This is a genomic window from Kineococcus gurbantunggutensis (assembly GCF_050871925.1).
GTDB lineage: Bacteria > Actinomycetota > Actinomycetes > Actinomycetales > Kineococcaceae > Kineococcus.
The window spans coordinates 1-21233 of the sequence record NZ_JBJLSG010000025.1 but is presented as its reverse complement, the minus strand read 5'-3'; the positions used below and the strand labels follow the sequence as shown (position 1 = coordinate 21233).

The 21233-nt window shown below is 77.0% G+C and carries 18 protein-coding genes, 1 tRNA gene and 1 pseudogene; 17 read left to right on the top strand and 3 right to left on the bottom strand.

Annotated features, from left to right (window positions below; translation table 11 throughout):
- Positions 1-51: 51 nt before the first annotated feature.
- The 7 genes from ACRYR7_RS07010 (at position 52) to ACRYR7_RS06980 (ending at position 8754) form a co-directional block, all read left to right on the top strand.
- Positions 52-3336, top strand: a complete 3285-nt coding sequence (locus ACRYR7_RS07010; protein WP_432571356.1) for an Rne/Rng family ribonuclease — start codon at positions 52-54, stop codon at positions 3334-3336.
- A 130-nt stretch (positions 3337-3466) separates the two neighbouring features.
- Positions 3467-3778 (top strand): 50S ribosomal protein L21, encoded by a 312-nt coding sequence (gene rplU / locus ACRYR7_RS07005; protein ID WP_166612505.1) that lies wholly within the window; start codon positions 3467-3469, stop codon positions 3776-3778.
- 9 nt (positions 3779-3787) lie between these two features.
- Positions 3788-4045: a 50S ribosomal protein L27 gene (rpmA, locus tag ACRYR7_RS07000; protein WP_432571355.1), complete on the top strand. Its 258-nt coding sequence runs from the start codon at positions 3788-3790 to the stop codon at positions 4043-4045.
- A 133-nt stretch (positions 4046-4178) separates the two neighbouring features.
- Entirely contained in the window at positions 4179-5834 is a 1656-nt protein-coding gene (gene obgE, locus ACRYR7_RS06995) for a GTPase ObgE (RefSeq protein ID WP_432571354.1), read from the top strand.
- The gene (proB, locus tag ACRYR7_RS06990) at positions 5831-6979 is read left to right on the top strand and encodes a glutamate 5-kinase (protein WP_432571353.1); all 1149 of its coding nucleotides are present in this window, start codon (positions 5831-5833) and stop codon (positions 6977-6979) included. The genes obgE and proB overlap by 4 nt, the downstream gene beginning before the upstream one ends.
- 24 nt (positions 6980-7003) lie before the next feature.
- Positions 7004-7396 (top strand): hypothetical protein, encoded by a 393-nt coding sequence (locus ACRYR7_RS06985; protein WP_432571352.1) that lies wholly within the window; start codon positions 7004-7006, stop codon positions 7394-7396.
- A gap of 59 nt (positions 7397-7455) precedes the next feature.
- Positions 7456-8754 (top strand): glutamate-5-semialdehyde dehydrogenase, encoded by a 1299-nt coding sequence (locus ACRYR7_RS06980; protein WP_432571351.1) that lies wholly within the window; start codon positions 7456-7458, stop codon positions 8752-8754.
- A 3-nt stretch (positions 8755-8757) separates the two neighbouring features.
- Here ACRYR7_RS06980 and ACRYR7_RS06975 read toward each other — a convergent pair whose 3' ends face one another.
- Positions 8758-9756, bottom strand: a complete 999-nt coding sequence (locus ACRYR7_RS06975; protein WP_432571350.1) for a glycosyltransferase family 2 protein — start codon at positions 9754-9756, stop codon at positions 8758-8760.
- A gap of 94 nt (positions 9757-9850) precedes the next feature.
- Between ACRYR7_RS06975 and ACRYR7_RS06970 the strand changes: the two genes are divergently transcribed.
- From ACRYR7_RS06970 to ACRYR7_RS06950, 5 genes are all read left to right on the top strand, one after another.
- Positions 9851-10018 carry a hypothetical protein gene (locus ACRYR7_RS06970; RefSeq protein ID WP_432571349.1) on the top strand — a complete coding sequence of 56 codons (168 nt, stop codon included), beginning with the start codon at positions 9851-9853 and terminating at the stop codon, positions 10016-10018.
- Positions 10015-10665 (top strand): nicotinate-nucleotide adenylyltransferase, encoded by a 651-nt coding sequence (gene nadD, locus ACRYR7_RS06965; RefSeq protein WP_432571380.1) that lies wholly within the window; start codon positions 10015-10017, stop codon positions 10663-10665. The genes ACRYR7_RS06970 and nadD overlap by 4 nt, the downstream gene beginning before the upstream one ends.
- Before the next feature lie 40 nt (positions 10666-10705).
- Positions 10706-11095, top strand: coding sequence for a ribosome silencing factor (gene rsfS, locus ACRYR7_RS06960; protein ID WP_432571348.1), 390 nt, complete (start codon positions 10706-10708; stop codon positions 11093-11095).
- Complete coding sequence (locus tag ACRYR7_RS06955) at positions 11092-11733, top strand: histidine phosphatase family protein (RefSeq protein WP_432571347.1); 642 nt, start codon at positions 11092-11094, stop codon at positions 11731-11733. The genes rsfS and ACRYR7_RS06955 overlap by 4 nt, the downstream gene beginning before the upstream one ends.
- 93 nt (positions 11734-11826) lie before the next feature.
- Positions 11827-11899 (top strand) — tRNA-Ala (locus ACRYR7_RS06950).
- Between the two features lie 62 nt (positions 11900-11961).
- On the opposite strand, the gene ACRYR7_RS06945 is transcribed toward ACRYR7_RS06950, so the two are convergent.
- On the bottom strand, positions 11962-12993 hold the full coding sequence (locus ACRYR7_RS06945) for an LLM class flavin-dependent oxidoreductase (RefSeq protein ID WP_432571346.1): 1032 nt from the start codon (positions 12991-12993) through the stop codon (positions 11962-11964).
- 132 nt (positions 12994-13125) lie between these two features.
- On the opposite strand from ACRYR7_RS06945, the gene ACRYR7_RS06940 reads away from it, so the two are divergent.
- From ACRYR7_RS06940 to leuS, 3 genes are all read left to right on the top strand, one after another.
- A complete protein-coding gene (locus tag ACRYR7_RS06940) occupies positions 13126-13947 on the top strand; it encodes a shikimate 5-dehydrogenase (protein ID WP_432571379.1) in 822 nt (273 codons plus the stop codon).
- 97 nt (positions 13948-14044) lie between these two features.
- On the top strand, positions 14045-14956 hold the full coding sequence (locus tag ACRYR7_RS06935; RefSeq protein ID WP_432571345.1) for a diguanylate cyclase domain-containing protein: 912 nt from the start codon (positions 14045-14047) through the stop codon (positions 14954-14956).
- A gap of 169 nt (positions 14957-15125) precedes the next feature.
- Positions 15126-17666, top strand: a complete 2541-nt coding sequence (gene leuS / locus ACRYR7_RS06930; RefSeq protein WP_432571344.1) for a leucine--tRNA ligase — start codon at positions 15126-15128, stop codon at positions 17664-17666.
- Positions 17667-17738: 72 nt separating this feature from the next.
- Here the strand turns inward: leuS and ACRYR7_RS06925 are convergent, their stop codons facing one another.
- A complete protein-coding gene (locus ACRYR7_RS06925) occupies positions 17739-20039 on the bottom strand; it encodes a glycoside hydrolase family 3 C-terminal domain-containing protein (protein ID WP_432571343.1) in 2301 nt (766 codons plus the stop codon).
- Between the two features lie 67 nt (positions 20040-20106).
- Between ACRYR7_RS06925 and ACRYR7_RS06920 the strand changes: the two genes are divergently transcribed.
- Together ACRYR7_RS06920 and ACRYR7_RS06915 are read left to right on the top strand one after the other, a co-directional pair.
- The gene (locus ACRYR7_RS06920) at positions 20107-20745 is read left to right on the top strand and encodes a TetR/AcrR family transcriptional regulator (protein ID WP_432571342.1); all 639 of its coding nucleotides are present in this window, start codon (positions 20107-20109) and stop codon (positions 20743-20745) included.
- A gap of 40 nt (positions 20746-20785) precedes the next feature.
- Positions 20786-21233: pseudogene (locus ACRYR7_RS06915) on the top strand (hypothetical protein); the annotation flags it as partial.

Below are 21233 nucleotides of genomic sequence, written 5' to 3'. Positions count from 1 at the left end.
GGCGGCCACGGGTTCACCGGTGAGTGGCCGGACGGGGCGACGGGAGAGCCCGTGACGACCACACCTGAAGAGAACGGCCCGGCAGCGGCGGAGCAGCCGGCGAGCACGACCCGCCCCCGGCGGCGCCGGGCGGCCAGCCGCCCCGCCGGACCGCCCGTGCGCGTCGAGGCGCCCGTGGCCGAGGAGCCCGCGGTCGAGGCCCCCGCGGCCGGGGCGCCCGCGGACGCGGTGCCCGAGCAGCCCGTGGGCGAGGTCGCCGGCGGCACCGTCGAGCAGACCGTCCCCACGGCCCCCGATGCCCTCGAGACGCCCGAGGCGCCCGCCGGGGAGCCCGCGGCCGGGGCGACCGTCGAGGAGCCCCTGGCCGAGGTGCCCGTGGCGGAGGCGCCCGCGGCGCCCGCCGTGGCCGAGACCGCCGAGCCCGTGGCTGAGCCCGCCGAGCCCGTCGCCGAGGAGGCCGCTCCGGCCCCGCGGCGCCGCGCCCGCCGCGCCACCCGCCGCAGCGGCACGCCCGCCGTCGAGCAGTCCCCGGAGGTGCAGGCCCCCGCGGAGCCCGTCGGCGAGGTCGCCGGCGCCACCGTCGAGCAGACCGTCCCCGCGGCGCCCGCCGTGGCCGAGACCGCCGAGCCCGTGGCTGAGCCCGCCGAGCCCGTCGCCGAGGAGGCCGCTCCGGCCCCGCGGCGCCGCGCGCGCCGCGCCACCCGCCGCACCGCCGCCCCCGCCGAGCAGCCGGCCGCGGTCGCCGCCGCCCAGGACGCCCCGGTCGAGCAGGACCCGGTCCAGCCGCCGGCCGCCGCCGAGCCCGCCGCCGTCGAGCCGGCCGCCGAGCCCGTCGCCGAGCCCGTCGTCGAGCCCGCCGCCGCCGAGACCGTGCGGGAGCCGCGGGAGGCGCCGGCCGCCCCCGCCGCCCTGCAGGACCTCATGGACGACCCGGTGCTGCTGCGCGCCGCGGACCTCGCGCGCCGCGAGCGCACCGACGCCGACCGCGCCGCCGACGCCGCGGCGCGCGCCACCGCCGTCTTCTTCCAGGCCCCGGCCGTGGAGGAGGCGCCCCGGCGCAGCCGCCGCGCCTCCGCGCCCGCCGGCCCGCCGCGCCCCGCGGGCGAGCGCACCGACGGGCAGGACGCCGCCGGGCGCGAGGCCATCGAGCACGAGGTCGCGGACGGGGGCGCCGAGGAGCGCGCCGCGGACGGGGTCGAGGAGCTGCTGCAGGCCCTGACCGTCGTCCGCGAGGACGTCGAGGTCGAGGACGTCGAGGACGAGGACGAGGAGGGCGACGAGGAGGGTGCGCCCCGCCGCCGTCGCCGCCGCGGTGGCCGCGGCCGCCGCGGGCGCTCCCGCGAGGACGCCGAGCGCGCCGAGGGCGAGGACGAGCCCGCCGAGGAGGCCCCCGACGAGGACGGCGACGACCGCGCCGACGACCGCGCGGACGACGCCGAGCCCGGCGCCGTCGACGAGGGCGAGGAGGGTGACGAGGCCGAGGAGGCCGAGGAGGCCTCCGGGTCTTCGCGCCGCCGCCGTCGCCGCCGCCGCCGCGGCGGGGCCGGCGAGGGCGACGAGCCGTCGCCCGACGACCCGCCGAACACCGTCGTGCGGGTGCGCGAGCCGCGCCGCGCGCGCAGCACGGGCGCCGGCACCGGTGAGGACGAGATCACCGCGCTGAAGGGCTCCACCCGCCTGGAGGCCAAGAAGCAGCGCCGCCGCGAGGGCCGGGAGCAGGGCCGCCGCCGCGCGATCCTCACCGAGGCGGAGTTCCTCGCGCGCCGCGAGAGCGTCGAGCGCGTCATGGTGGTGCGCGAGAAGGACGGCGTCACCCAGATCGGCGTGCTCGAGGACGGCATCCTCGTCGAGCACTACGGCGCCCGGAAGGCGCAGACCACGATGGTCGGCAACGTGTACCTCGGCCGCGTGCAGAACGTGCTGCCGAGCATGGAGGCCGCCTTCGTCGACGTCGGCAAGGGCCGCAACGCGGTCCTGTACGCCGGCGAGGTCAACTGGGACGCGGCCGGCCTGGAGGGCCAGCCGCGCCGCATCGAGGCGGCCCTGAAGTCCGGCGACCCGGTCCTGGTGCAGGTCACCAAGGACCCGGTGGGCCACAAGGGCGCCCGCCTGACCAGCCAGGTCTCGCTGCCCGGCCGGTTCCTCGTCTACGTGCCCCGCGGGTCGATGACGGGCATCTCCCGCAAGCTGCCCGACACCGAGCGCTCGCGGCTGAAGAAGGTCCTCAAGAAGGTCGTGCCCGAGGGCGCCGGCGTGATCGTGCGCACCGCCGCCGAGGGCGTGTCCGAGGAGGAGCTGGCCGCGGACGTGCAGCGCCTGCAGGCCACCTGGGAGGCCATCCAGGCCAAGGCGTCGGCCAGGAACGCCCCCGTGCTGCTGCACGGCGAGCCGGACCTGACCGTGCGCGTGGTGCGCGACGTCTTCAACGAGGACTTCTCCCGCCTGGTCGTCTCCGGCGACGAGGCGTGGGAGACGGTCAGCGACTACCTCGGCGACGTCGCACCCGACCTGCTGGCGCGGGCCGAGAGGTGGGGCTCGGAGGAGGACGTCCTCACCGCCCACCGCGTCGACGAGCAGCTCCAGAAGGCCCTGGGCCGCAAGGTGTGGCTGCCCTCGGGCGGCTCGCTGGTGATCGACCCCACCGAGGCGATGCACGTCATCGACGTCAACACGGGCAAGTTCACCGGCTCCGGCGGCACGCTGGAGGAGACGGTCACCCGCAACAACCTCGAGGCCGCCGAGGAGATCGTCCGCCAGCTCCGGCTGCGCGACATCGGCGGGATCATCGTGATCGACTTCATCGACATGGTCCTGGAGTCCAACCGCGACCTCGTCCTGCGCCGCCTGGTGGAGTGCCTGGGCCGGGACCGCACCAAGCACCAGGTCGCGGAGGTCACCTCCCTGGGCCTGGTGCAGATGACCCGCAAGCGCACCGGGCAGGGCCTGGCGGCCGTGCTGGAGGAGCTGGAGTCGGCCCCCGCCGAGGGCGCCGCCCAGAACGGCCCCGGCGCCGCCGGCGGCGCCCCGGGCGGCTCCGGCGCGAACGGCGCCGGCGGGTCCGGCGGCGCGAACGGCGCGAACGGCTCGGGCAAGTCCCGCGGCCGCCGCGGCCGGGCCGCGAAGGAGGCCCGCCCCGAGGCGGACCTGCCCGCGGCCCGGGCCGAGGAGCCCGCCAAGGAGCCGGCCAAGGATCCGGCCGTGCTCGCGGCCATCGCCGCGGTCGCGGCGGCGGCCGGGCGCCGGGAGGCCGGTGCCGAGGGGGCCGCGGGCGAGCCCGCGACCGCCCCGGCCGGCGGTGCCGGCACGTCCGGCGAACCGGTCCCCGCGGAGGGGTAGGGGAGCCGTTTTGACCCCCGAGGGCGGCGTTCCGTACGCTTGACCCTTGGTGCGCCACCGTGCGCGAGCCCCGGACCGCCGTCAGGCGGGCCGGTGGCGTCCAGTTCGTGACGAGAGAAACGGGTTCGTTGTGGTCTACGCCATCGTCCGCGCCGGCGGCCGGCAGGAGAAGGTCTCGGTCGGCGACGTGCTGACCATCGACCGCGTCGCCGTGGCCAGCGGGGAGACCCTGCAGCTGCAGCCGCTGCTCCTCGTCGACGGTGCCGATGTCACCTCCGACGCGTCGAAGCTGTCGGGTGTCAGGGTCACCGCCGAGGTGGTCGAGGAGACCAAGGGTCCCAAGATCACCATCCTGAAGTACAAGAACAAGACCGGGTACCGCAAGCGTCAGGGTCACCGCGCCAAGTACACCCGCGTCAAGATCACCAGCATCGGGGAGTGACGTCAGCTCATGGCACACAAGAAGGGCGCGAGCTCCTCGCGCAACGGTCGTGACTCCGCCGCGCAGCGCCTCGGCGTGAAGCGCTTCGGCGGCCAGGTCGTCAGCGCGGGCGAGATCCTCGTCCGCCAGCGCGGCACCCACTTCCACCCCGGTGCGGGCGTGGGCCGCGGTGGCGACGACACCCTGTTCGCCCTGGTCCCCGGCGCCGTCGAGTTCGGCACCCGCCGCGGCCGCAAGGTCGTCAACGTCGTCACCGCGAGCGAGTGACGACGCAGCAGCACGAGTAGCGGAGGGGCGGGCCGGACCACCGGCCCGCCCCTCCGTGCTTCCCCGCCCGCGGGTCACCACCGCGGGCACCGCCCACCGGCACCACTCCCGCACCACCCTCCCGGAGGTACCCATGGCCGCGTCGTTCGTCGACCGCGTCGTCCTGCACGTCGCGGGCGGTGACGGCGGCAACGGTTGCGCCTCCGTGCACCGCGAGAAGTTCAAGCCCCTCGGCGGCCCCGACGGGGGCAACGGCGGGCGCGGCGGCGACGTCGTGCTCGAGGTCGACCCGCAGGTGACGACCCTGCTGGAGCACCACCGCCGCCCGCACCGGCACGCCACCTCCGGCGGCTTCGGCATGGGCTCGCACCGCAGCGGCGCCGAGGGCGAGGACCTCGTCATCGGCGTGCCCGACGGCACCATCGTGCGCAGCGCGAAGGGCGAGCTGCTGGCCGACATGGTCGGCCCCGGCACCCGCTTCACCGTGGCCGCCGGCGGCCGCGGCGGCCTGGGCAACGCCGCCCTGGCGTCCCCGCGCCGCAAGGCGCCCGGCTTCGCGCTGCTCGGCGAGCCCGGCGAGTCCGGCGACGTCGTGCTGGAGCTGAAGACGCTCGCCGACGTCGCCCTCGTCGGCTTCCCCAGCGCCGGCAAGTCCAGCCTGGTCGCCGCGCTCTCCGCGGCCCGCCCCAAGATCGCCGACTACCCGTTCACGACCCTGGTGCCCAACCTGGGCGTGGTCGAGGCCGGCGACCTGCGCTTCACCGTCGCCGACGTGCCCGGGCTCATCCCCGGCGCCAGCGAGGGCCGCGGCCTCGGCCTGGACTTCCTGCGCCACGTGGAGCGCTGCGTGGCGCTGGTGCACGTCCTGGACGGGGCGAACCTGGAGAGCGACCGCGACCCCGTCGGCGACCTGGAGGCCATCGAGAAGGAGCTGGCCGCCTACCGCGTCGACGACGGCACCGTGCCGCTGCAGGACCGGCCGCGGATCATCGTGATCAACAAGGCCGACCTGCCCGACGCGCGGGAGATGGCCGAGATCGTGCGCGCGGACCTGGAGTCGCGCGGCGCGCCGGTGCTCGTCGTCTCCGCGGCCACGCACGCGGGCCTGCGCGAGCTGAAGTTCGCCATGGCCGAGCTGGTCGCCGCCTCGCGCGCCGCGGCCCCCGAGGCCGTGCCCACGCGGGTGGTCATCAGCCCGCCCGCGGTGGACGACAGCGGCTTCACCGTCACCCGCGAGGTGTACGGCGACGAGGCCACCGGCGGGGTGCGCTTCCGGGTGCGCGGGGAGAAGCCGCGCCGCTGGGTGCGCCAGACCGACTTCACCAACGACGAGGCCGTGGGCTACCTCGCCGACCGCCTGGCCCGCCTGGGCGTGGAGGACGAGCTGTTCAAGGCCGGCGCCACCCCGGGCGCCGAGGTCGTCATCGGCGCCGAGGACGACGCCGTCGTCTTCGACTGGGAGCCGACCATGGTCTCCGGCGCCGAGGTCCTCGGCCAGCGCGGCACCGACCTGCGCCTGCAGGACCACGACCGCCCCACCCGCGCCACCAAGCGCGAGCAGGAGCGCGAGCGCCGCGCCGCCAAGGCCGCCGCCCGCGGCGAGCTGGAGGCCGAGCGCCGCGCCGGGCGCTGGACCAGCGCCGACGACTCCGGCGACTCCGGTGACCCCGGCGCCGGTGACGACGTCGACGCCGCCGACACCGTCGACGCCCCCGACGCCGGTGACGGCGCGGGCCGGGCCCTGCAGCCCACCCCCGGTGACGACCTCGGCGGGGCAGCCGGCCGGTGAGCGCGCAGGCCGCCGGCGGGCGCGAGGAGCTGCGGCGCGCCCGGCGCGTCGTCGTCAAGGTCGGCTCCTCCTCGCTGACCAGCGCCGCCGGCGGCCTGGACGCCGCGCGCCTGGAGGCGCTGGTGGAGGTGCTGGCGCGGCGCCGCACCGCCGGCGGCGAGGTCGTGCTGGTCTCCTCCGGCGCCATCGCGGCGGCCCTGGCCCCGCTGGGGATGCCCCGCCGCCCCAAGGACCTGGCCAGCCAGCAGGCCGCGGCCAGCGTCGGGCAGGGTCTGCTGCTGGCCCAGTACGCCCGCGCCTTCGCCCGGGCGGGGCTGACGGTGGGCCAGGTGCTGCTGACCGCCGAGGACGTGGCCCGGCGCACGCACTACGGCAACGCCCAGCGCACCCTGGAGCGGCTGCTGGCGCTGGGCGTGGTGCCGGTGGTCAACGAGAACGACACCGTGGCCACCCACGAGATCCGCTTCGGCGACAACGACCGCCTCGCCGCCCTCGTGGCGCACCTGGTGCGCGCCGACGCCCTGGTGCTGCTCAGCGACGTCGACGCCCTCTACGACGCCCCGCCCTCGCGCCCGGGCGCGCAGCGCCTGCGGCTGGTGCGCGGGCCCGAGGACCTCGCCGGGGTGAGCGTGGGCTCCGCCGGCGCGGCGGGCGTGGGCACCGGCGGCATGGCCACGAAGGTGGAGGCGGCGAGCATCGCCGCGACCGCCGGGGTGCCGGCCCTGGTGACCTCCGCGGCCCTGGCGGAGCAGGCGCTGGCCGGCGAGGACGTGGGCACGTGGTTCGCCGTGCCGCCGGCCCGGCGCGCGCGCCGCGGCACCCGCCAGCTGTGGCTGGCCCACGCCGCCAGCCCCGCCGGCCGCCTCGTCCTGGACGAGGGCGCGGTGCGCGCGGTGCGCGAGCGGCGCTCCTCCCTGCTGCCCGCGGGCGTGCTGGGCCTCAGCGGCCGCTTCCGCGCCGGCGACCCGGTGGACCTGGTCGACGGAAACGGCCGCGCGCTGGCGCGCGGGCTGGTGAACTACTCCTCGGAGGAGCTGCCGGACATGCTCGGCCGGTCGACGCGCGAGCTCGCCCGGCGCTGGGGCCCGGCGTACGAGCGGGAAGTCGTCCACCGCGACCACCTGGTGCTCCTGGGACGTCCGTGAGGTGCGCGCAGCGAGGAGGCGCAGGTGGCTGAACCGCCCCTGGCCCTGTGGTCGGTGACCCTGACGGTGGCGGGGCCGGCGGTGGACGTCACCGAGCTGCGCACCGCGCTGGACCGCCTCGTGGGCGAACGGCCCTTCCTCTCGAGCATCCGCTACAGCGACACCCGCGTCGAGGTGCGCTACTGGGACGAGGCCCGCGACGTCGACGACGCCGCGGCGATGGCGGTGCGCCTGTGGCCCGAGCACCGCGCCAGCACCGGGCTGCCCGCCTGGGACGTCGTGGGGGTCGAGGTCGTCGACCGCGCCACCGTCGAGCACCGCGCCGCCCAGCGCCAGCGCGGGGTGCTGCGCCCGCCGCGCCGCGCCCGCGCCGCGCGCGCCGGCCTGGACCTGCTGGGCGACGTCGCCCCCTGGTGAGGGGGCGCCCGCGGGAACTCGCGGGCCCCGGCGGCGGCGCTCGCCGTACCCTGGGACCCATGACCGCCCTGGCCGAGAGCACCGCCGGAACCGACGTCACCGAGGCGGTCCTGGCGACCTGCCGCCGCGCGAAGGCCGCCTCCCGCCCGCTGCGCCTGGCCACCCGCGCCGCCAAGGACGCCGCGCTGCTGGCCGTGGCCGACGCGCTGGAGGCCGCCACCGAGCGGGTCGTGGCCGCCAACGCCGAGGACCTCGAGCGCGGCCGCGCCGCCGGCACCTCCGAGCACCTGCTGGACCGCCTGGCCCTGGACGCCGGGCGCGTGGCCGCGCTGGCCGCCGCGGTGCGCGAGGTGGCGGCGCTGCCGGACCCGGTGGGGGAGGTGGTGCGCGGCTCGACGCTGCCCAACGGGCTGCGGCTGCGCCAGCTGCGGGTGCCGATGGGCGTGCTGGGCGTGGTGTACGAGGCCCGCCCGAACGTCACGGTGGACGTGGCGGTGCTGGCCCTGAAGAGCGGCAACGCGGTCGTGCTGCGCGGCGGCTCCGCCGCGATCAGCACCAACACCGTCCTGGTGGACGTGGTGCGCGCCGCGCTGGAGGGCGCGGGCCTGCCGGCCGACGCGGTGCAGGGCATCGACGAGCACGGCCGCGCGGGCGTGGGCGTGCTGCTGACCGCGCGCGGCCTGGTGGACCTGCTGGTGCCGCGCGGCGGCGCGGAGCTGATCCAGCGCGTGGTGCGCGAGGCGACCGTGCCCGTCATCGAGACCGGCGTGGGCAACTGCCACGTGTACGTGGACGCCTCGGCCGACCTCGCGCAGGCCGTGCAGGTCGTCCTGAACTCCAAGACCTCCCGCCCCAGCGTGTGCAACGCCGCGGAGACGGTGCTGGTGCACTCCGCGCTGGCCGCGGACTTCCTGCCCTCGCTGCTGGGCGCGCTCTCGGGCGCGGGGGTGCGCCTGCACGCCGACGAGCGGGCGCTGGCCACCGCGGCGGCCGCCGGGGTGGACGCCGAGCCGGTCACCGACGCGGACTGGGCCGCGGAGTTCCACGGCCTGGAGGTCGCGGTGGGCGTGGTGGACTCCGTCGAGCAGGCGGTGGACCACATCGGGCGCTGGTCCTCGGCGCACACCGAGGCGGTGCTGGCCACCGACGTGCGGGTGACCGACTACTTCTGCGCCGCGGTGGACTCCGCGGTCGTGGCCGTCAACGCCTCCACCCGCTTCACCGACGGCGGGGAGTTCGGCCTGGGCGCCGAGGTCGGCATCTCCACCCAGAAGCTGCACGCGCGCGGGCCGATGGGCCTGTCGGAGCTGACGACCACGACGTGGCAGGTGCTCGGCGACGGGCACGTGCGCGCCTGAGCCTCAGCGCGCGCCGGTCCCGCCCGCCGGCTCCTCCAGCGAGTCGGAGGCCACGAGGTAGGCGGGCCGGCCCTGCAGCTGCACGTACAGCCGGCCGACGTACTCGCCCAGCACGCCCAGGCACAGCAGCTGCAGGGTGCCGGCGCCGGCGACCACCGCCAGGGTGGAGGTCCACCCGGGCACGGTCGCGCCCAGGGCGAAGGAGGCCAGCGCGTACAGCAGCAGCAGGGACGTCAGCGCCGCACCGCCCAGGCCGAAGAGCGTGGCCAGGCGCAGCGGGGCGGTGGAGGAGCCGGTGATGGCGTCCAGCGACAGGCGCACCATGCGGCTGACCGGGTACTTGGTGCGCCCGGCGCCGCGGGCGGCGCGCGCGTACGGCACGCTCGCCGAGCGGAAGCCCAGCTCGGGCACCACCAGGCGCAGCACCCGGTGCTGCTCGGGCAAGCCCAGCAGCACGTCCACCACGGCGCGGCTGGTGTAGCGGAAGTCGCCCGCCTGCGCCGGGGCGGTGCCGCCCAGCGCCCGCACCAGCCGGTAGAACGCCGCGGCCGTGCCGCGCTTGAGCCAGCCGTCGACGGAGCGGTCGCTGCGCACGGCGTACACGACGTCCACGCCCTCCGGGTCGTCCGGACCCCCCGGGCCCGCGCCGGCCGCGGCGAGCAGCCGCGGCAGCAGCTCCGGGGGGTCCTGCAGGTCCGCGTCCATGGTCACCACCCCGAGCGCCCCGCGCGCGCGGGCCAGCCCCGCGGACAGCGCCGCCTGGTGCCCGGAGCCGGTGCGCAGCCGCACCACCCGCAGCTGCGGCCAGCCGCGGCGCAGCCCGGTCAGCACCACCGGGGTGGCGTCGGTGCTGCCGTCGTCGACGACGAGGACCTCGTAGCCGCCCAGTCCTTCGGCGACGAGCCCGTCGAGCACCGGCCGCAGCCGCGCCGCCAGGGCGGGCAGCACCTCGGCCTCGTCGCGCGCCGGGACGACGACGGTCAGCGCGCAGGGCTCGGGCACGCCGAGATCCTGCCGCACCCTCGCCCGGGCCCGGCCTGGCGGGGCGTGCCAGACTGTCCGCAGCACCGCACGGACCGCACCGGAGGAACGCCCCATGCTCAACGCCCTGGTCACCGCCGCCGCCGAGACCGCCGAGGAGTCCCACGGCTGGGAGGGCCACCTGCCGATGGCCCCGATCGCCTTCGGGATCGTCGCGATGTGCATCCTGCTGGGCATGCTCCTGGTCACGTGGGGCTTCCGCAGCGTGGGCAACCGCCACTGAGCACCCAGGGGGGTCGCCGTCCGCGCCTGGGCGTGATGGGCGGCACCTTCGACCCGATCCACCACGGCCACCTGGTCGCCGCCAGCGAGGTGGCGGCCCGCTTCGAGCTCGACGAGGTCGTCTTCGTGCCCACGGGCAAGCCGTGGCAGAAGTCGCGCGTGGACATCGCCCCGGCCGAGCACCGCTACCTCATGACGGTGATCGCCACCGCCTCGAACCCGCGCTTCACCGTCTCGCGCATCGACGTCGAGCGCGAGGGCTTCACCTACACGATCGACACGCTGCGCGAGCTGGCCGCGCTGCGCCCCGAGGCGGACCTGTTCTTCATCACCGGTGCCGACGCCCTGGCGCAGATCCTGCAGTGGAAGGACGTCGCGGAGCTGTGGTCGCTGGCCCACTTCGTGGGCGTCAGCCGGCCCGGGCACGTCCTCAGCGACGACGGCCTGCCGCTGGACGGGGTGAGCCTGATGGAGGTCCCGGCGCTGTCGATCTCCTCCACGGACTGCCGCCGGCGCGTGGCCGAGGGCCTGCCGGTCTGGTACCTGGTGCCCGACGGCGTGGTGCAGCACATCAGCAAGCACGGCCTGTACCGCGACGGCGCGGGGGGCGTGGCCGGGACCGTGGGACAATCGGTGCTGGAGAACTGATCGTCCCCGGGCCTGCGGCCCGGACCACCCGAGGAGCCCCGTGCCCGCAACCGAGCGAGCTCTCGAGCTCGTGACAGCCGCCGCCGAGGCGGCCGTCGACAAGCTCGCCACCGACGTCGTCGCCCTCGACGTCTCCGACCAGCTGTTCATCACCGACGCCTTCCTGCTGGCCTCGGCCCCCAACGAGCGGCAGGTGAGGGCCATCGCCGAGGCGGTGGAGGAGAAGCTGCTCCCCATGGGCGCCAAGCCGGTGCGCCGCGAGGGCGAGCGCGAGGGGCGCTGGGTGCTCCTCGACTTCATCGACCTCGTGGTGCACGTGCAGCACGCCGAGGAGCGCGAGTACTACGCGCTGGAGCGGCTGTGGAAGGACTGCCCGCCCATCGAGCTGCCGGCCGCCGCCGCCACGTCCTCCGGCGACGCCCGGGCGTGAGCGCCCGCACCGTCGTCCTGTGGCGGCACGGCCGCACCCCCTTCAACGCCGAGAACCGCTTCCAGGGGCAGCTCGACGTCCCCCTGGACGAGGTCGGGCGGGCGCAGGCGGCCGCCTCGGCGGTGCACCTGGCCCGTCTGGTGGAGCCGGGCACCGGCGCGCTGGTCGCCTCCGACCTCGCGCGCGCCGCGGACACCGCCCGCGCCCTGACCGCCCTGACGGGCCTGCAGCCGCAGCTGGACCCCGCTCTGCGCGAGGTGCACGCCGGGCGCTGGCAGGGCCTGCTGCACCCCGAGATCACCGCCTCCTGGCCGCAGGAGCACGCGGCCTGGCGCGCCGGCGAAGACGTGCGCCTGGGCGGCGGCGAGCGCCGCAGCGAGGTGGCGGTGCGCGCCGCGGACGCCGTGGAGCGGCACGCCGCGCGGGTGCCCGACGGCGGCACCCTCGTCGTCGCCTCGCACGGGGCGGCCCTGAAGGCGGCCCTGCTGCGGCTGCTGGGCCTGGGGCTGCCCGCCTGGGGCGCCTTCGCCGGCTTCCGCAACGCGCACTGGGCGGTGCTGGAGCGCGGCCGCGGCGGCTGGGTGCTCGGCGAGTACAACGCCGGTCCGCCCGGCGCCGGCGAGGGCGCGGAGGGCTGAGGCCCCGCCCGCCCGGGGGGTGGTCACGGACGCCCCGCGGGATGGGGTAGAGTTCTTCTCGTTGCCGCGGGGGAAACCCGGGGGAACGAGCAAGGGGCTGTGGCGCAGCTGGTAGCGCACCTCCATGGCATGGAGGGGGTCAGGGGTTCGAATCCCCTCAGCTCCACCCCGCACGAAGGCCCCGGACGAGAGTCCGGGGCCTTCGTCGTGCTCGGGGCGCGCGCCCCCTCAGCCGCGGGCGGCGGGGGACCAGCCCAGCGCGGGGGCCACGTGCCGGGTGATCGACTCCAGCAGGTGCAGGTTGTACTCCACGCCCAGGGCGTTGGGGACGGTGATCAGCAGGGTGTCCGCCTCGCGCACCGCGGCGTCCTCCGCCAGGTCCTCGGCCACCCGGTCCGGCTCGCCCACGTAGCTGCGGCCGAAGCGCGCCAGGCCCGGCTCGCCCAGCGAGCCGACCTGGTCGGTGCCGCCGACCTCGCCGCCGAACCAGCGCCGGTCCTCGTCGCTGACGAGCGGCACCACGCTGCGGCTGACGGAGACCCGCGGCGCGCGCGGGTGCCCGGCCGCGGCCCACGCCTCGCGGAAGACGGCGATCTGCTCGGCCTGCAGCTCGTCGAACGGCACGCCGGTGTCCTCGGTGAGCAGCGTGGAGCTCATCAGGTTCATGCCCTGCTCGCCGGCCCAGCGGGCGGTGGCCCGGGTGCCCGAGCCCCACCAGACGCGCTCGGCCAGGCCCGGGGACTGCGGCAGCACCGGCAGCGGGACGGAGCGGCCCGTGACGCGCGGGTCGGAGAGCACGACGCCGGCGCCGCCGATCGCCCGGCGGAAGAGCTCGGCGTGCCGGCGGGCCAGGTCCGCGCCGCTCTCGCCCTCGGCGGGCGCGTACCCGAAGGCGGCGGGGCCGTCGAGGGCGGTCTCGGGTGAGCCGCGGCTGATGCCCAGCTGCAGCCGGCCGCCGGAGAGCAGGTCGACCTGGGCGGCCTCCTCCGCGGCGTACAGCGGGTTCTCGTAGCGCATGTCGATGACGCCGGTGCCGATCTCGATGCGCGAGGTGCGCGCGGCCACCGCCGCCAGCACGGGGTAGGGGGCGGCCTGCTGGCGGGCGAAGTGGTGCACCCGCACGAAGGCGCCGTCCACGCCGAGCTCCTCGGCGCCCACGGCCAGCTCGACCGTCTGCACCAGGGCGTCGCGGGCGGTGCGCACCCGTGAGCCGGCCACGGCCTGGTGGTGCCCGAAGGAGAGGAAGCCGATGCGCTGCACGCCTCCTTGAACGTGCAACTTCCGGCGGGTGTTCCCCGGCGGGCCCGGCAGGATGGCCCGGTGACCGAGCCCCGTGACGCCGCACCGGACCCCGCGACGACCCCCGCGACGACCCCCGCGCTGCCCCTGGCGCTGCACGAGCGCGTCTCCAGGGACACCCGCCTGTGCATCTCCCTGTCGGGACGGCCGAGCAACCTGGGCACCCGCTTCCACAACCACCTCTACGCCGAGCTCGGCCTGGACTTCGTCTACAAGGCGTGCACCACCACCGACGTCGCCGCCGCCGTCGCCGGCATCCGCGCCCTGGGCATCCGCGGCTGCGGGGTCTCCATGCCCTTCAAGGAGGCCGTCATCCCGCTCGTGGACGAGCTGACCGCCTCCGCGGCCGCCATCGACTCGGTCAACACCATCGTCAACACCGACGGGCACCTCGTCGCGCACAACACCGACTACCTCGCCGTCGCGAACCTGCTCGCCGCCCGCGGCGTGCGCCCCGGCGGGCCCGCCGTCGTGCTCGGCAGCGGCGGCATGGCCAAGGCGTGCGTGGCCGCGCTGCGCGACGGCGGGCACGAGGACCTCACGGTCGTGGCCCGCAACCGCGAGGCCGGCCCGGCGCTCGCCCGCGCCTACGGGGCCCGCTGGGTGCCCGGGGCCGAGAGCCTGCGCCCGGACCTGCTCGTCAACGCCACGCCCGTCGGCATGGCCGGCGGTGACGGCGCGCAGGACCTGCCCGCCCCGCGCGACGTCGTGGCCGCGGCTGCGGCCGTCGTCGAGGTCGTCGCCGTGCCCGAGCTGACCCCGCTGGTGCGCCTGGCCCGCGAGGGCGGCGCCGTGGTGGTCACCGGCACCGAGATCGCCGCCGTGCAGGCCGCCGAGCAGTTCGCCCTCTACACCGGCGTGCGCCCCACCGACGAGCAGGTGCGCCGGGCGGGGGAGTTCTCCCGGGCCGGCTGAGCCCCCGCGCGCCCCGGCCGCGGCGGGTGCGGGGCGGGAGCGCGCGTCACCCGCACGACGCATCCAGCGGGCGGCCGCGGCGGCCGAGACCCCTGCTGTGAGCCTCGCCCCCCACCCCAGCCAGCACCCGTCCCTGCCCGGCAGCCGCGACCGGCGCTGGTGGGCGCTCGCCGCCGGCGTGCCCGCGGCCGGGGCGCTGGGCGTGGGGCTGGTGGGGCTGGTCGCCCCGCACGGCGCCGCGGTGGTGGCCGCCGTGCTCGTCGCCGCGCTGGCGCTGGGGGCCCTGGCGGCCGCGCTGACCGTGGCCGTGCGCTCCTGGCGGGCCGCGGAGGACTCCGTGGCACGCCTGCGCGCCGAGCTGGACGCCGCCCGCGACGAGAGCGTGAAGGACCCCGTCACCGACCTGCTCAACCGCCGCGGCCTGCTGCTGCTGGGCCACCAGGTCCTGGAGTCCGCCCGCCGCTCCGGCGGCGCCGTCCACGCGTGCGTCGTGGACGTCTCGCCCGGGGTGGTGCTCGGCGCCCTGGCCGCGCGCCCGGACGACCTGCGCGCGCACCACGAGCAGGAGTGGCGCGCGGTGGCCACCGCCCTGCGCGCGGCCACCCGCACCTCCGACGTCGTCGCCCGCGAGGACGAGGGCCGCTTCCTCGTCCTGGGCCCGGGCGCCGGCCTGCACGCGCAGGAGCTGGAGCGCCGGGTGCGCGTGGGCCTGGCCCAGCAGCGCCCCGGCGCCCCCGAGGCCGTCGCCAGCGCCCCGCGCACCGCGGTGGAGGTCGGCGCCGCGGTGCTGGCCCCCTGGGACGAGGGCGGCGTGGGCGACCTGCTGGTGCGGGCCGAGCAGTCCCTGGCGCAGCGCCGGGCGCTGCGCCGCAGCGCGCCGCAGCACGGCTGGGGCCGCCGGCGCAACGACCGGCGCTCCTCCGGCAGCGCGGGGGGCGGCGCCGAGGGCGGCGCGGGCGGCGGTGCGGGCGGCGGTGCGGGCGGCGGTACCGAGCGCCCGGGGGCCTGAGCCCACGCGCTAGGCTGGTGGCGTGCGGACCCGCCGACTCCTCGCCGGACCGCGCTGAGCGGCTGCTGACGCGGCCCCCGGCGCGGTGACCCCTCCTGTGCGAGGGGTTTTCCCATGTCGGGGGGACGGCGGGGGACGAGGGCGCACGCGGCCCACCCAGGAGGACGAGATGACGCAGACCGAGGCGGGGACCGGCGTCCCCGCTGCCCACGACGGTGAGCGGGACGGCGAGCGCTACAACGCGCACGCCCTGCAGGACAAGTGGCTGCCGGTCTGGGACGAGCTCAAGCCCTTCCGCAGCGGCGAGCCGGGCGACACCCGCCCGAAGAAGTACATCCTCGACATGTTCCCGTACCCCTCCGGCGACCTGCACATGGGCCACGCCGAGGCGTACGCGCTGGGCGACGTCATCGCCCGGTACTGGCTGCAGCGCGGGTACGACGTCATGCACCCCATCGGCTGGGACGCCTTCGGCCTGCCGGCGGAGAACGCCGCCATCAAGCGCGGGCTGGACCCGCGGGCGTGGACGTACGACAACATCGCCCAGCAGCGCGCGTCGATGCGCCGCTACGCGTGCTCCTTCGACTGGGACCGCGTGCTGCACACCTCCGACCCCGAGTACTACAAGTGGAACCAGTGGCTGTTCCTCAAGCTGTACGAGCGGGGTCTGGCGTACCGCAAGGACTCGCTGGTCAACTGGGACCCGGTCGACCAGACGGTGCTGGCCAACGAGCAGGTGCTGCCCGACGGCACCTCCGAGCGCTCCGGCGCCAAGGTCGTCAAGAAGAAGCTGACCCAGTGGTACTTCCGCATCACCGAGTACGCGGACCGGCTGCTGGACGACCTGGACACCTTGGAGGGCACGTGGCCCTCCAAGGTCCTGAGCATGCAGCGCAACTGGATCGGGCGCTCCACCGGCGCCGAGGTCGAGTTCGCCATCGAGGGCCGCGAGCAGCCGGTGACGGTCTACACGACCCGCCCGGACACGCTGCACGGCGCCACGTTCATGGTGGTCGCCGCCGACTCCGACCTGGCGCAGGAGCTGGCCGCCGATGCCGCGCCGGAGGTGCGCGCGGCGTTCGAGGAGTACCGCACGGCGGTGCAGGAGACCTCCGAGATCGACCGGCTGTCCTCGGAGCGGGAGAAGACCGGCGTGCCGCTGGGGCGGTTCGCGGTCAACCCCGTCAACGGCGAGCGGCTGCCGATCTGGGCGGCCGACTACGTCCTGGCCGACTACGGCACCGGCGCCATCATGGCGGTGCCCGCGCACGACCAGCGCGACCTGGACTTCGCCCGCGCCTTCGGGCTGCCGGTGCGCGTGGTCGTCGACGTGCGCGACGGCGAGGGGAACCCGCTGCCCGACCCCGCGGAGTCCGGCACGGCCACCGCCGGCGACGGGGTGCTGGTGAACTCCGGCGAGCTGGACGGGCTGGGCAAGGCCGCCGGCATCGCGAGGGCGATCGAGCTGCTGCAGGCCTCGGGCAGGGGCCGCGCGGCGAAGAACTACCGCCTGCGCGACTGGCTGATCTCCCGCCAGCGCTACTGGGGCACCCCGATCCCGGTGGTGCACACCGCCACCGGCGAGGTCCCCGTGCCCGAGGACCAGCTGCCGGTGCTGCTGCCGCCGAGCGAGGGGCTGAACCTCACCCCCAAGGGCACCTCGCCGCTGGGCGCGGCGGAGGGCTGGGTGAACGTGCCCAGCCCCGTGGACGGCACCCCCGCCCGGCGCGACCCGGACACGATGGACACCTTCGTCGACTCGTCCTGGTACTTCCTGCGCTTCGTCTCCCCGCACGACGACACCCGGGCCTTCGACCCCGAGCTCATCGCGCAGTGGGGCCCCGTCGACCAGTACGTCGGCGGCGTCACGCACGCGATCCTGCACCTGCTGTACGCGCGGTTCATCACCAAGGTGCTGCACGACATGGGGTACCTGCCTTTCGACGAGCCGTTCGCCCGGCTGCTGAACCAGGGCATGGTGCAGATGGACGGCTCCGCGATGAGCAAGTCCAAGGGCAACATCGTCCGGCTGTCCGAGCAGCTCGACGAGCACGGCGTGGACGCGGTGCGCCTGACAATGTCGTTCGCCGGCCCGCCCGAGGACGACATCGACTGGGCCGACGTCTCGCCCTCGGGGTCGGCGAAGTTCCTGGGCCGCGCGTGGCGGCTGGCGCGCGACGTCACCTCCGAGTCCGGGGTGGACCCCGCCGGCGGGGACGCGGCGCTGCGCGCGGTGACGCACCGCACCGTCCACGAGATCGGCCAGCACGTCGAGGCGTACCGGTTCAACGTGGCCGTGGCCCGCCTCATGGAGCTGGTCAACGCCACCCGCAAGGCGGTCGACTCGCCCGCGGTGGGCCCGGCCGACCCCGCGGTGCGCGAGGCGACCGAGGCGGTCGCGGTGGTGCTGAGCCTGTTCGCGCCGTACGCGGCGGAGGACATGTGGTCGCTGCTGGGCCACGACCCGTGCGTGGCGCGCGCCGGCTGGCCCGCCGTCGACGAGTCGCTGCTGGTGCGCGAGACCGTCACCTGCGTGGTGCAGGTCAAGGGCAAGGTGCGCGACCGCCTGGAGGTGGCGCCCGACATCGCCGAGGACGCGCTGCGCGAGCTGGCCCTGGCCAGCGAGAAGGTGCGGGCGGCGATCGGCGGGGCGGCGCTGCGCACCGTGGTGGTGCGCGCGCCGAAGCTGGTCAACATCGTCCCGGCCTGACGGCCCGCACGCACCGGGGCCCCGGCACCCCCGCGAGGGGGACCGGGGCCCCGGTGCGCACGAGCGCGGGGGTCAGGCCCGCGCGGCCCTCGCCTCCCAGGCGGGCAGCTCGTCCTCGCCGATCGGGAACCCGGGGAAGCGGGTCAGGCGCACCAGCGGGATCGCGCGCATCATCTGCCCGTTGTGCGGGTCCTCCAGCATCGCCCTCCACCGCCCCTCGCCGAGCGCCTCGCGCACCAGCGGGCCGGTCACCGGGTGCTCCAGCCAGGCGTCGACCGTGGACTCCCCGGTCAGCGGCAGCGCGACGTCGTCGCCGTCCAGGGCGATCGACGCCGTCAGGCGCACGTCGCGCGAGGAGGCGCCGACGCGGACCTCGAACCCGCCGCCCTCGACGACCCAGCGCTGCACCGCGGTGTGCCAGAACGCGAACGCGCGCCGGTCCAGGGCGACGGTGGCGGTGCCGCTCTCGCCGGGGGCGAGGGTCAGGCGGGCGAAGCCCTTCAGCTCCTGCTCGGGGCGGTACGCGCTGCACTCGGGGTCGCGCACGTACACCTGCACCGTCTCGGTGCCCGCGACGGCGCCGGTGTTGGTGACGGTCACCTCGACCTGCGCGCCGTCGCCGGCGGGGCGCACCCGCAGGTCCGAGTACGCGAACGTCGTGTACGACAGCCCGTGCCCGAACGGGTGCGCCACCGGCAGGGCGTGCGCGTCGTACCAGCGGTAGCCGATGAGCAGGCCCTCGCCGTAGCGCACGTGGCCGTTCTCGCCGGGGAAGTTGCCCACGGTCGGGTCGTCCTCGTGGCGCGCCGGGATCGTCTCGGCCAGGCGGCCGGAGGGGTTGGCCGCCCCGGTGAGCAGGTCGGCGACCGCGCCGCCGCCGGCCTGGCCCAGCAGCCAGGTCTCCAGCAGCGCGGGCACCCGCTGCTGCCACGGCTCCACGGTCACCGCGGAGCCGTTGGAGAGGACCACGACGACCCTGGCGTTCGCGGCGGCGACGCGCTCCAGCAGCTCCACCTGCGCGGCGGGCAGGTGCGTGTGCGCGCGGTCGTAGCCCTCGGACTCGTAGCGCGGGGGCAGGCCGAGGAAGACCACCACGACCTCAGCGCCCGCGGCGGCGTCGACGGCCTCCCGGGCCAGCGCGGCGTCGAGGTCCTCGGCGTCGGGGTCGTACCCGGCGGCGAAGACGACCTCCCGGGAGCCCCCGAACGCCGCGCGCAGCGCGCTGAGCGCGTCGTCGAGGCGGGTGGGGTTCACCTGCGAGGAGCCGGCGCCCTGGTAGCGGGGGGTGCGGGCGAACTCGCCGACCACGGCGACGGCGCCGCCGGTGGGCGCAAGCGGCAGCAGGGGGGCGGCGTGCGCGCCCTCGCCGACGGGCTCGTTCCTCAGCAGCACCGCGCTGGCGGTGGCGGCCTCGCGGGCCAGGGCGTGGTGGGCCTCGTGGTCCACGGTGCCCGGCTCGGCCAGCGCGGGGGCGGCCTTGGCCAGCAGCTCCAGCACGCGGCGGGCGGAGCGGTCCACCTCCGCCTCGGACAGCGTCCCGGCGGCCACCGCGTCCAGGACCCGGCGGGTGCCGGTGCCGCCGGAGGAGGGCATCTCCAGGTCCAGCCCGGCGCGCACGCCGTCCTCGCGCACGTTCACCGCGCCCCAGTCGGAGACGACCAGGCCCTCGAAGCCCCACTCCTCGCGCAGCACCCGCGTCAGCAGCCAGGGGTCCTCGGAGGCGTACACGCCGTTGATCCGGTTGTACGAGCACATCACGGTCCACGGCTGCGCGGTGCGCACCACCCGCTCGAACGCGGTCAGGTACACCTCGCGCAGGGTGCGCTCGTCGACGTCGGCGGAGACCGTCATCCGCTGCGTCTCCTGGTTGTTGGCCGCGAAGTGCTTCAGCGAGGTGCCCACGCCCTGGCTCTGCACGCCCCGCACCAGCGCCGCGGCCAGGTCGCCGGCCAGGACGGGGTCCTCGGAGAAGTACTCGAAGTTGCGCCCGCACAGCGGGGTCCGCTTCATGTTCACCCCGGGCCCGAGCAGGACGGCGACGCGCTCCGCGCGGGTCTCGCGGCCCAGCGCCTCGCCCACGCGGCGCAGCAGGGCGGTGTCCCAGGAGGAGGCCAGCCCGGCGGCGGGCGGGAAGCAGGTCGCCGGGACGCTGGCGTTCAGGCCCAGGTGGTCGGCGCCCTCCGCCTGCTTGCGCAGGCCGTGCGGGCCGTCGGTGACCATCACCGCCGGGACGCCGACGCGCTCGACGGCCGTGGTGTGCCAGAAGTCGCTGCCGCCGAGCAGCGAGGCCTTCTCCTCGAGGGTGAGTCGCGCGAGGAGATCCTCGACGCGCGCGCCGGCCGTGGCCGGGGTGGTGACGGCGTTGTCGGTCATGCCGCGCACCGTACCCCGAAACCGACCAACTGGTAGGTGTTGAGGGGCGGGGTGGTAGACACGCCCCGTGCACACGACGGCGCGGGAGGGCGGGGGGCGCGGCGCGCGCGCCGGCGGCTACGCCAAGGGGCGCGAGCGGCGCCGGCTGATCCTCGACGAGGCCGTGCGCCTGTTCGGCGAGTCCGGCTACCGCGGCGCCTCCCTGCGCGAGCTGGCCGCCCGCTGCGGCCTCTCGCACGCCGGGCTGCTGCACCACGTCGGCAGCAAGGAGGCGCTGCTGATGGCGGTCCTGGAGCACCGCGACGAGCAGGACGTGCGCGAGAGCGCCCCCGACGCCGGCGCGGACCCCCTGCGCGTCCTCGTGGAGGTGGTGCGGCGCAACGCCTCCCGGCGCGGCATCGTGGAGCTGTTCGCGGTGCTCTCCGCCGAGGCCACCGCCGCGGACCACCCCGCCCACGCCTTCTTCGCCGAGCGCTCCGCGCGCCTGGTGCAGCAGCTCGGCGCCGCGTTCGCCGAGCACGGCCACCCCGCGCCGCGCGCCGCCGCGCGCCGCCTCGTGGCGCTCGTGGACGGCCTGCAGGTGCAGTGGCTGCTGGACCCCGCCGGCGTCGACATGGCCGCCGAGACCGAGGAGCACCTGGCCCTGGAGCTCGCGCGCGCTCCCCAGGCCGCCGCCGGACCGGGCCGTCCACAGCCCGCCCCCTGACCCGGCCGGGTCGCCGCCGCCCGCGCCTAGCGTCCCGGCCGTGCCCGTGCCCCCGCTGTCCGACCGCGTCGCCGCCGCCCGCGCCCGCGACCTCGCGCGGCGCCAGCTGCGCCCGCCCGCGCGGCCGCCCGGGGTGCGCGAGGTGCTGCAGCGCGTCGAGGACCGCCTGCCCCCGGCGGTGCGGGCGGTGCGCTGGCGGGTCGGGCCGCGCGCCGCCGCCGGCGCCCTGCTCGCCGCGGTGCTCCTGGCCGCCGTCCTGGGCGCGCTGGCCTGGCGGACCTGGCCCGCCGGGCCCGCCGGGCCCGCACCCCGCGGCGCGGCGGGGCTGGCGGTGCCCGCCCGCGCCGAGCCCGCCGAGCCCGCCGAGCCCGCCGAGCCTCGCCCCGGGGGGGGGGGGGGGGGGGGGGGGGGGGGGGGGGGGGGGGCGGGGGGCCGGGGGGGGGGGGGGGGGGGGGGGGGGCCGCGGGGGGGGGCGCCCGGGGAGACCC

What these genes read in the sequence shown, in the direction of transcription:
- ACRYR7_RS06980 (WP_432571351.1), top strand. Translation starts at nt 7,456, where the DNA reads ATGACCGCCCTGGCCGAGAGCACCGCCGGAACCGACGTCACCGAGGCG.
- ACRYR7_RS06970 (WP_432571349.1), top strand. Translation starts at nt 9,851, where the DNA reads ATGCTCAACGCCCTGGTCACCGCCGCCGCCGAGACCGCCGAGGAGTCC.
- ACRYR7_RS06925 (WP_432571343.1), bottom strand. Translation starts at nt 20,039, where the DNA reads ATGACCGACAACGCCGTCACCACCCCGGCCACGGCCGGCGCGCGCGTC.
- rpmA (WP_432571355.1), top strand. Translation starts at nt 3,788, where the DNA reads ATGGCACACAAGAAGGGCGCGAGCTCCTCGCGCAACGGTCGTGACTCC.
- leuS (WP_432571344.1), top strand. Translation starts at nt 15,126, where the DNA reads ATGACGCAGACCGAGGCGGGGACCGGCGTCCCCGCTGCCCACGACGGT.
- obgE (WP_432571354.1), top strand. Translation starts at nt 4,179, where the DNA reads ATGGCCGCGTCGTTCGTCGACCGCGTCGTCCTGCACGTCGCGGGCGGT.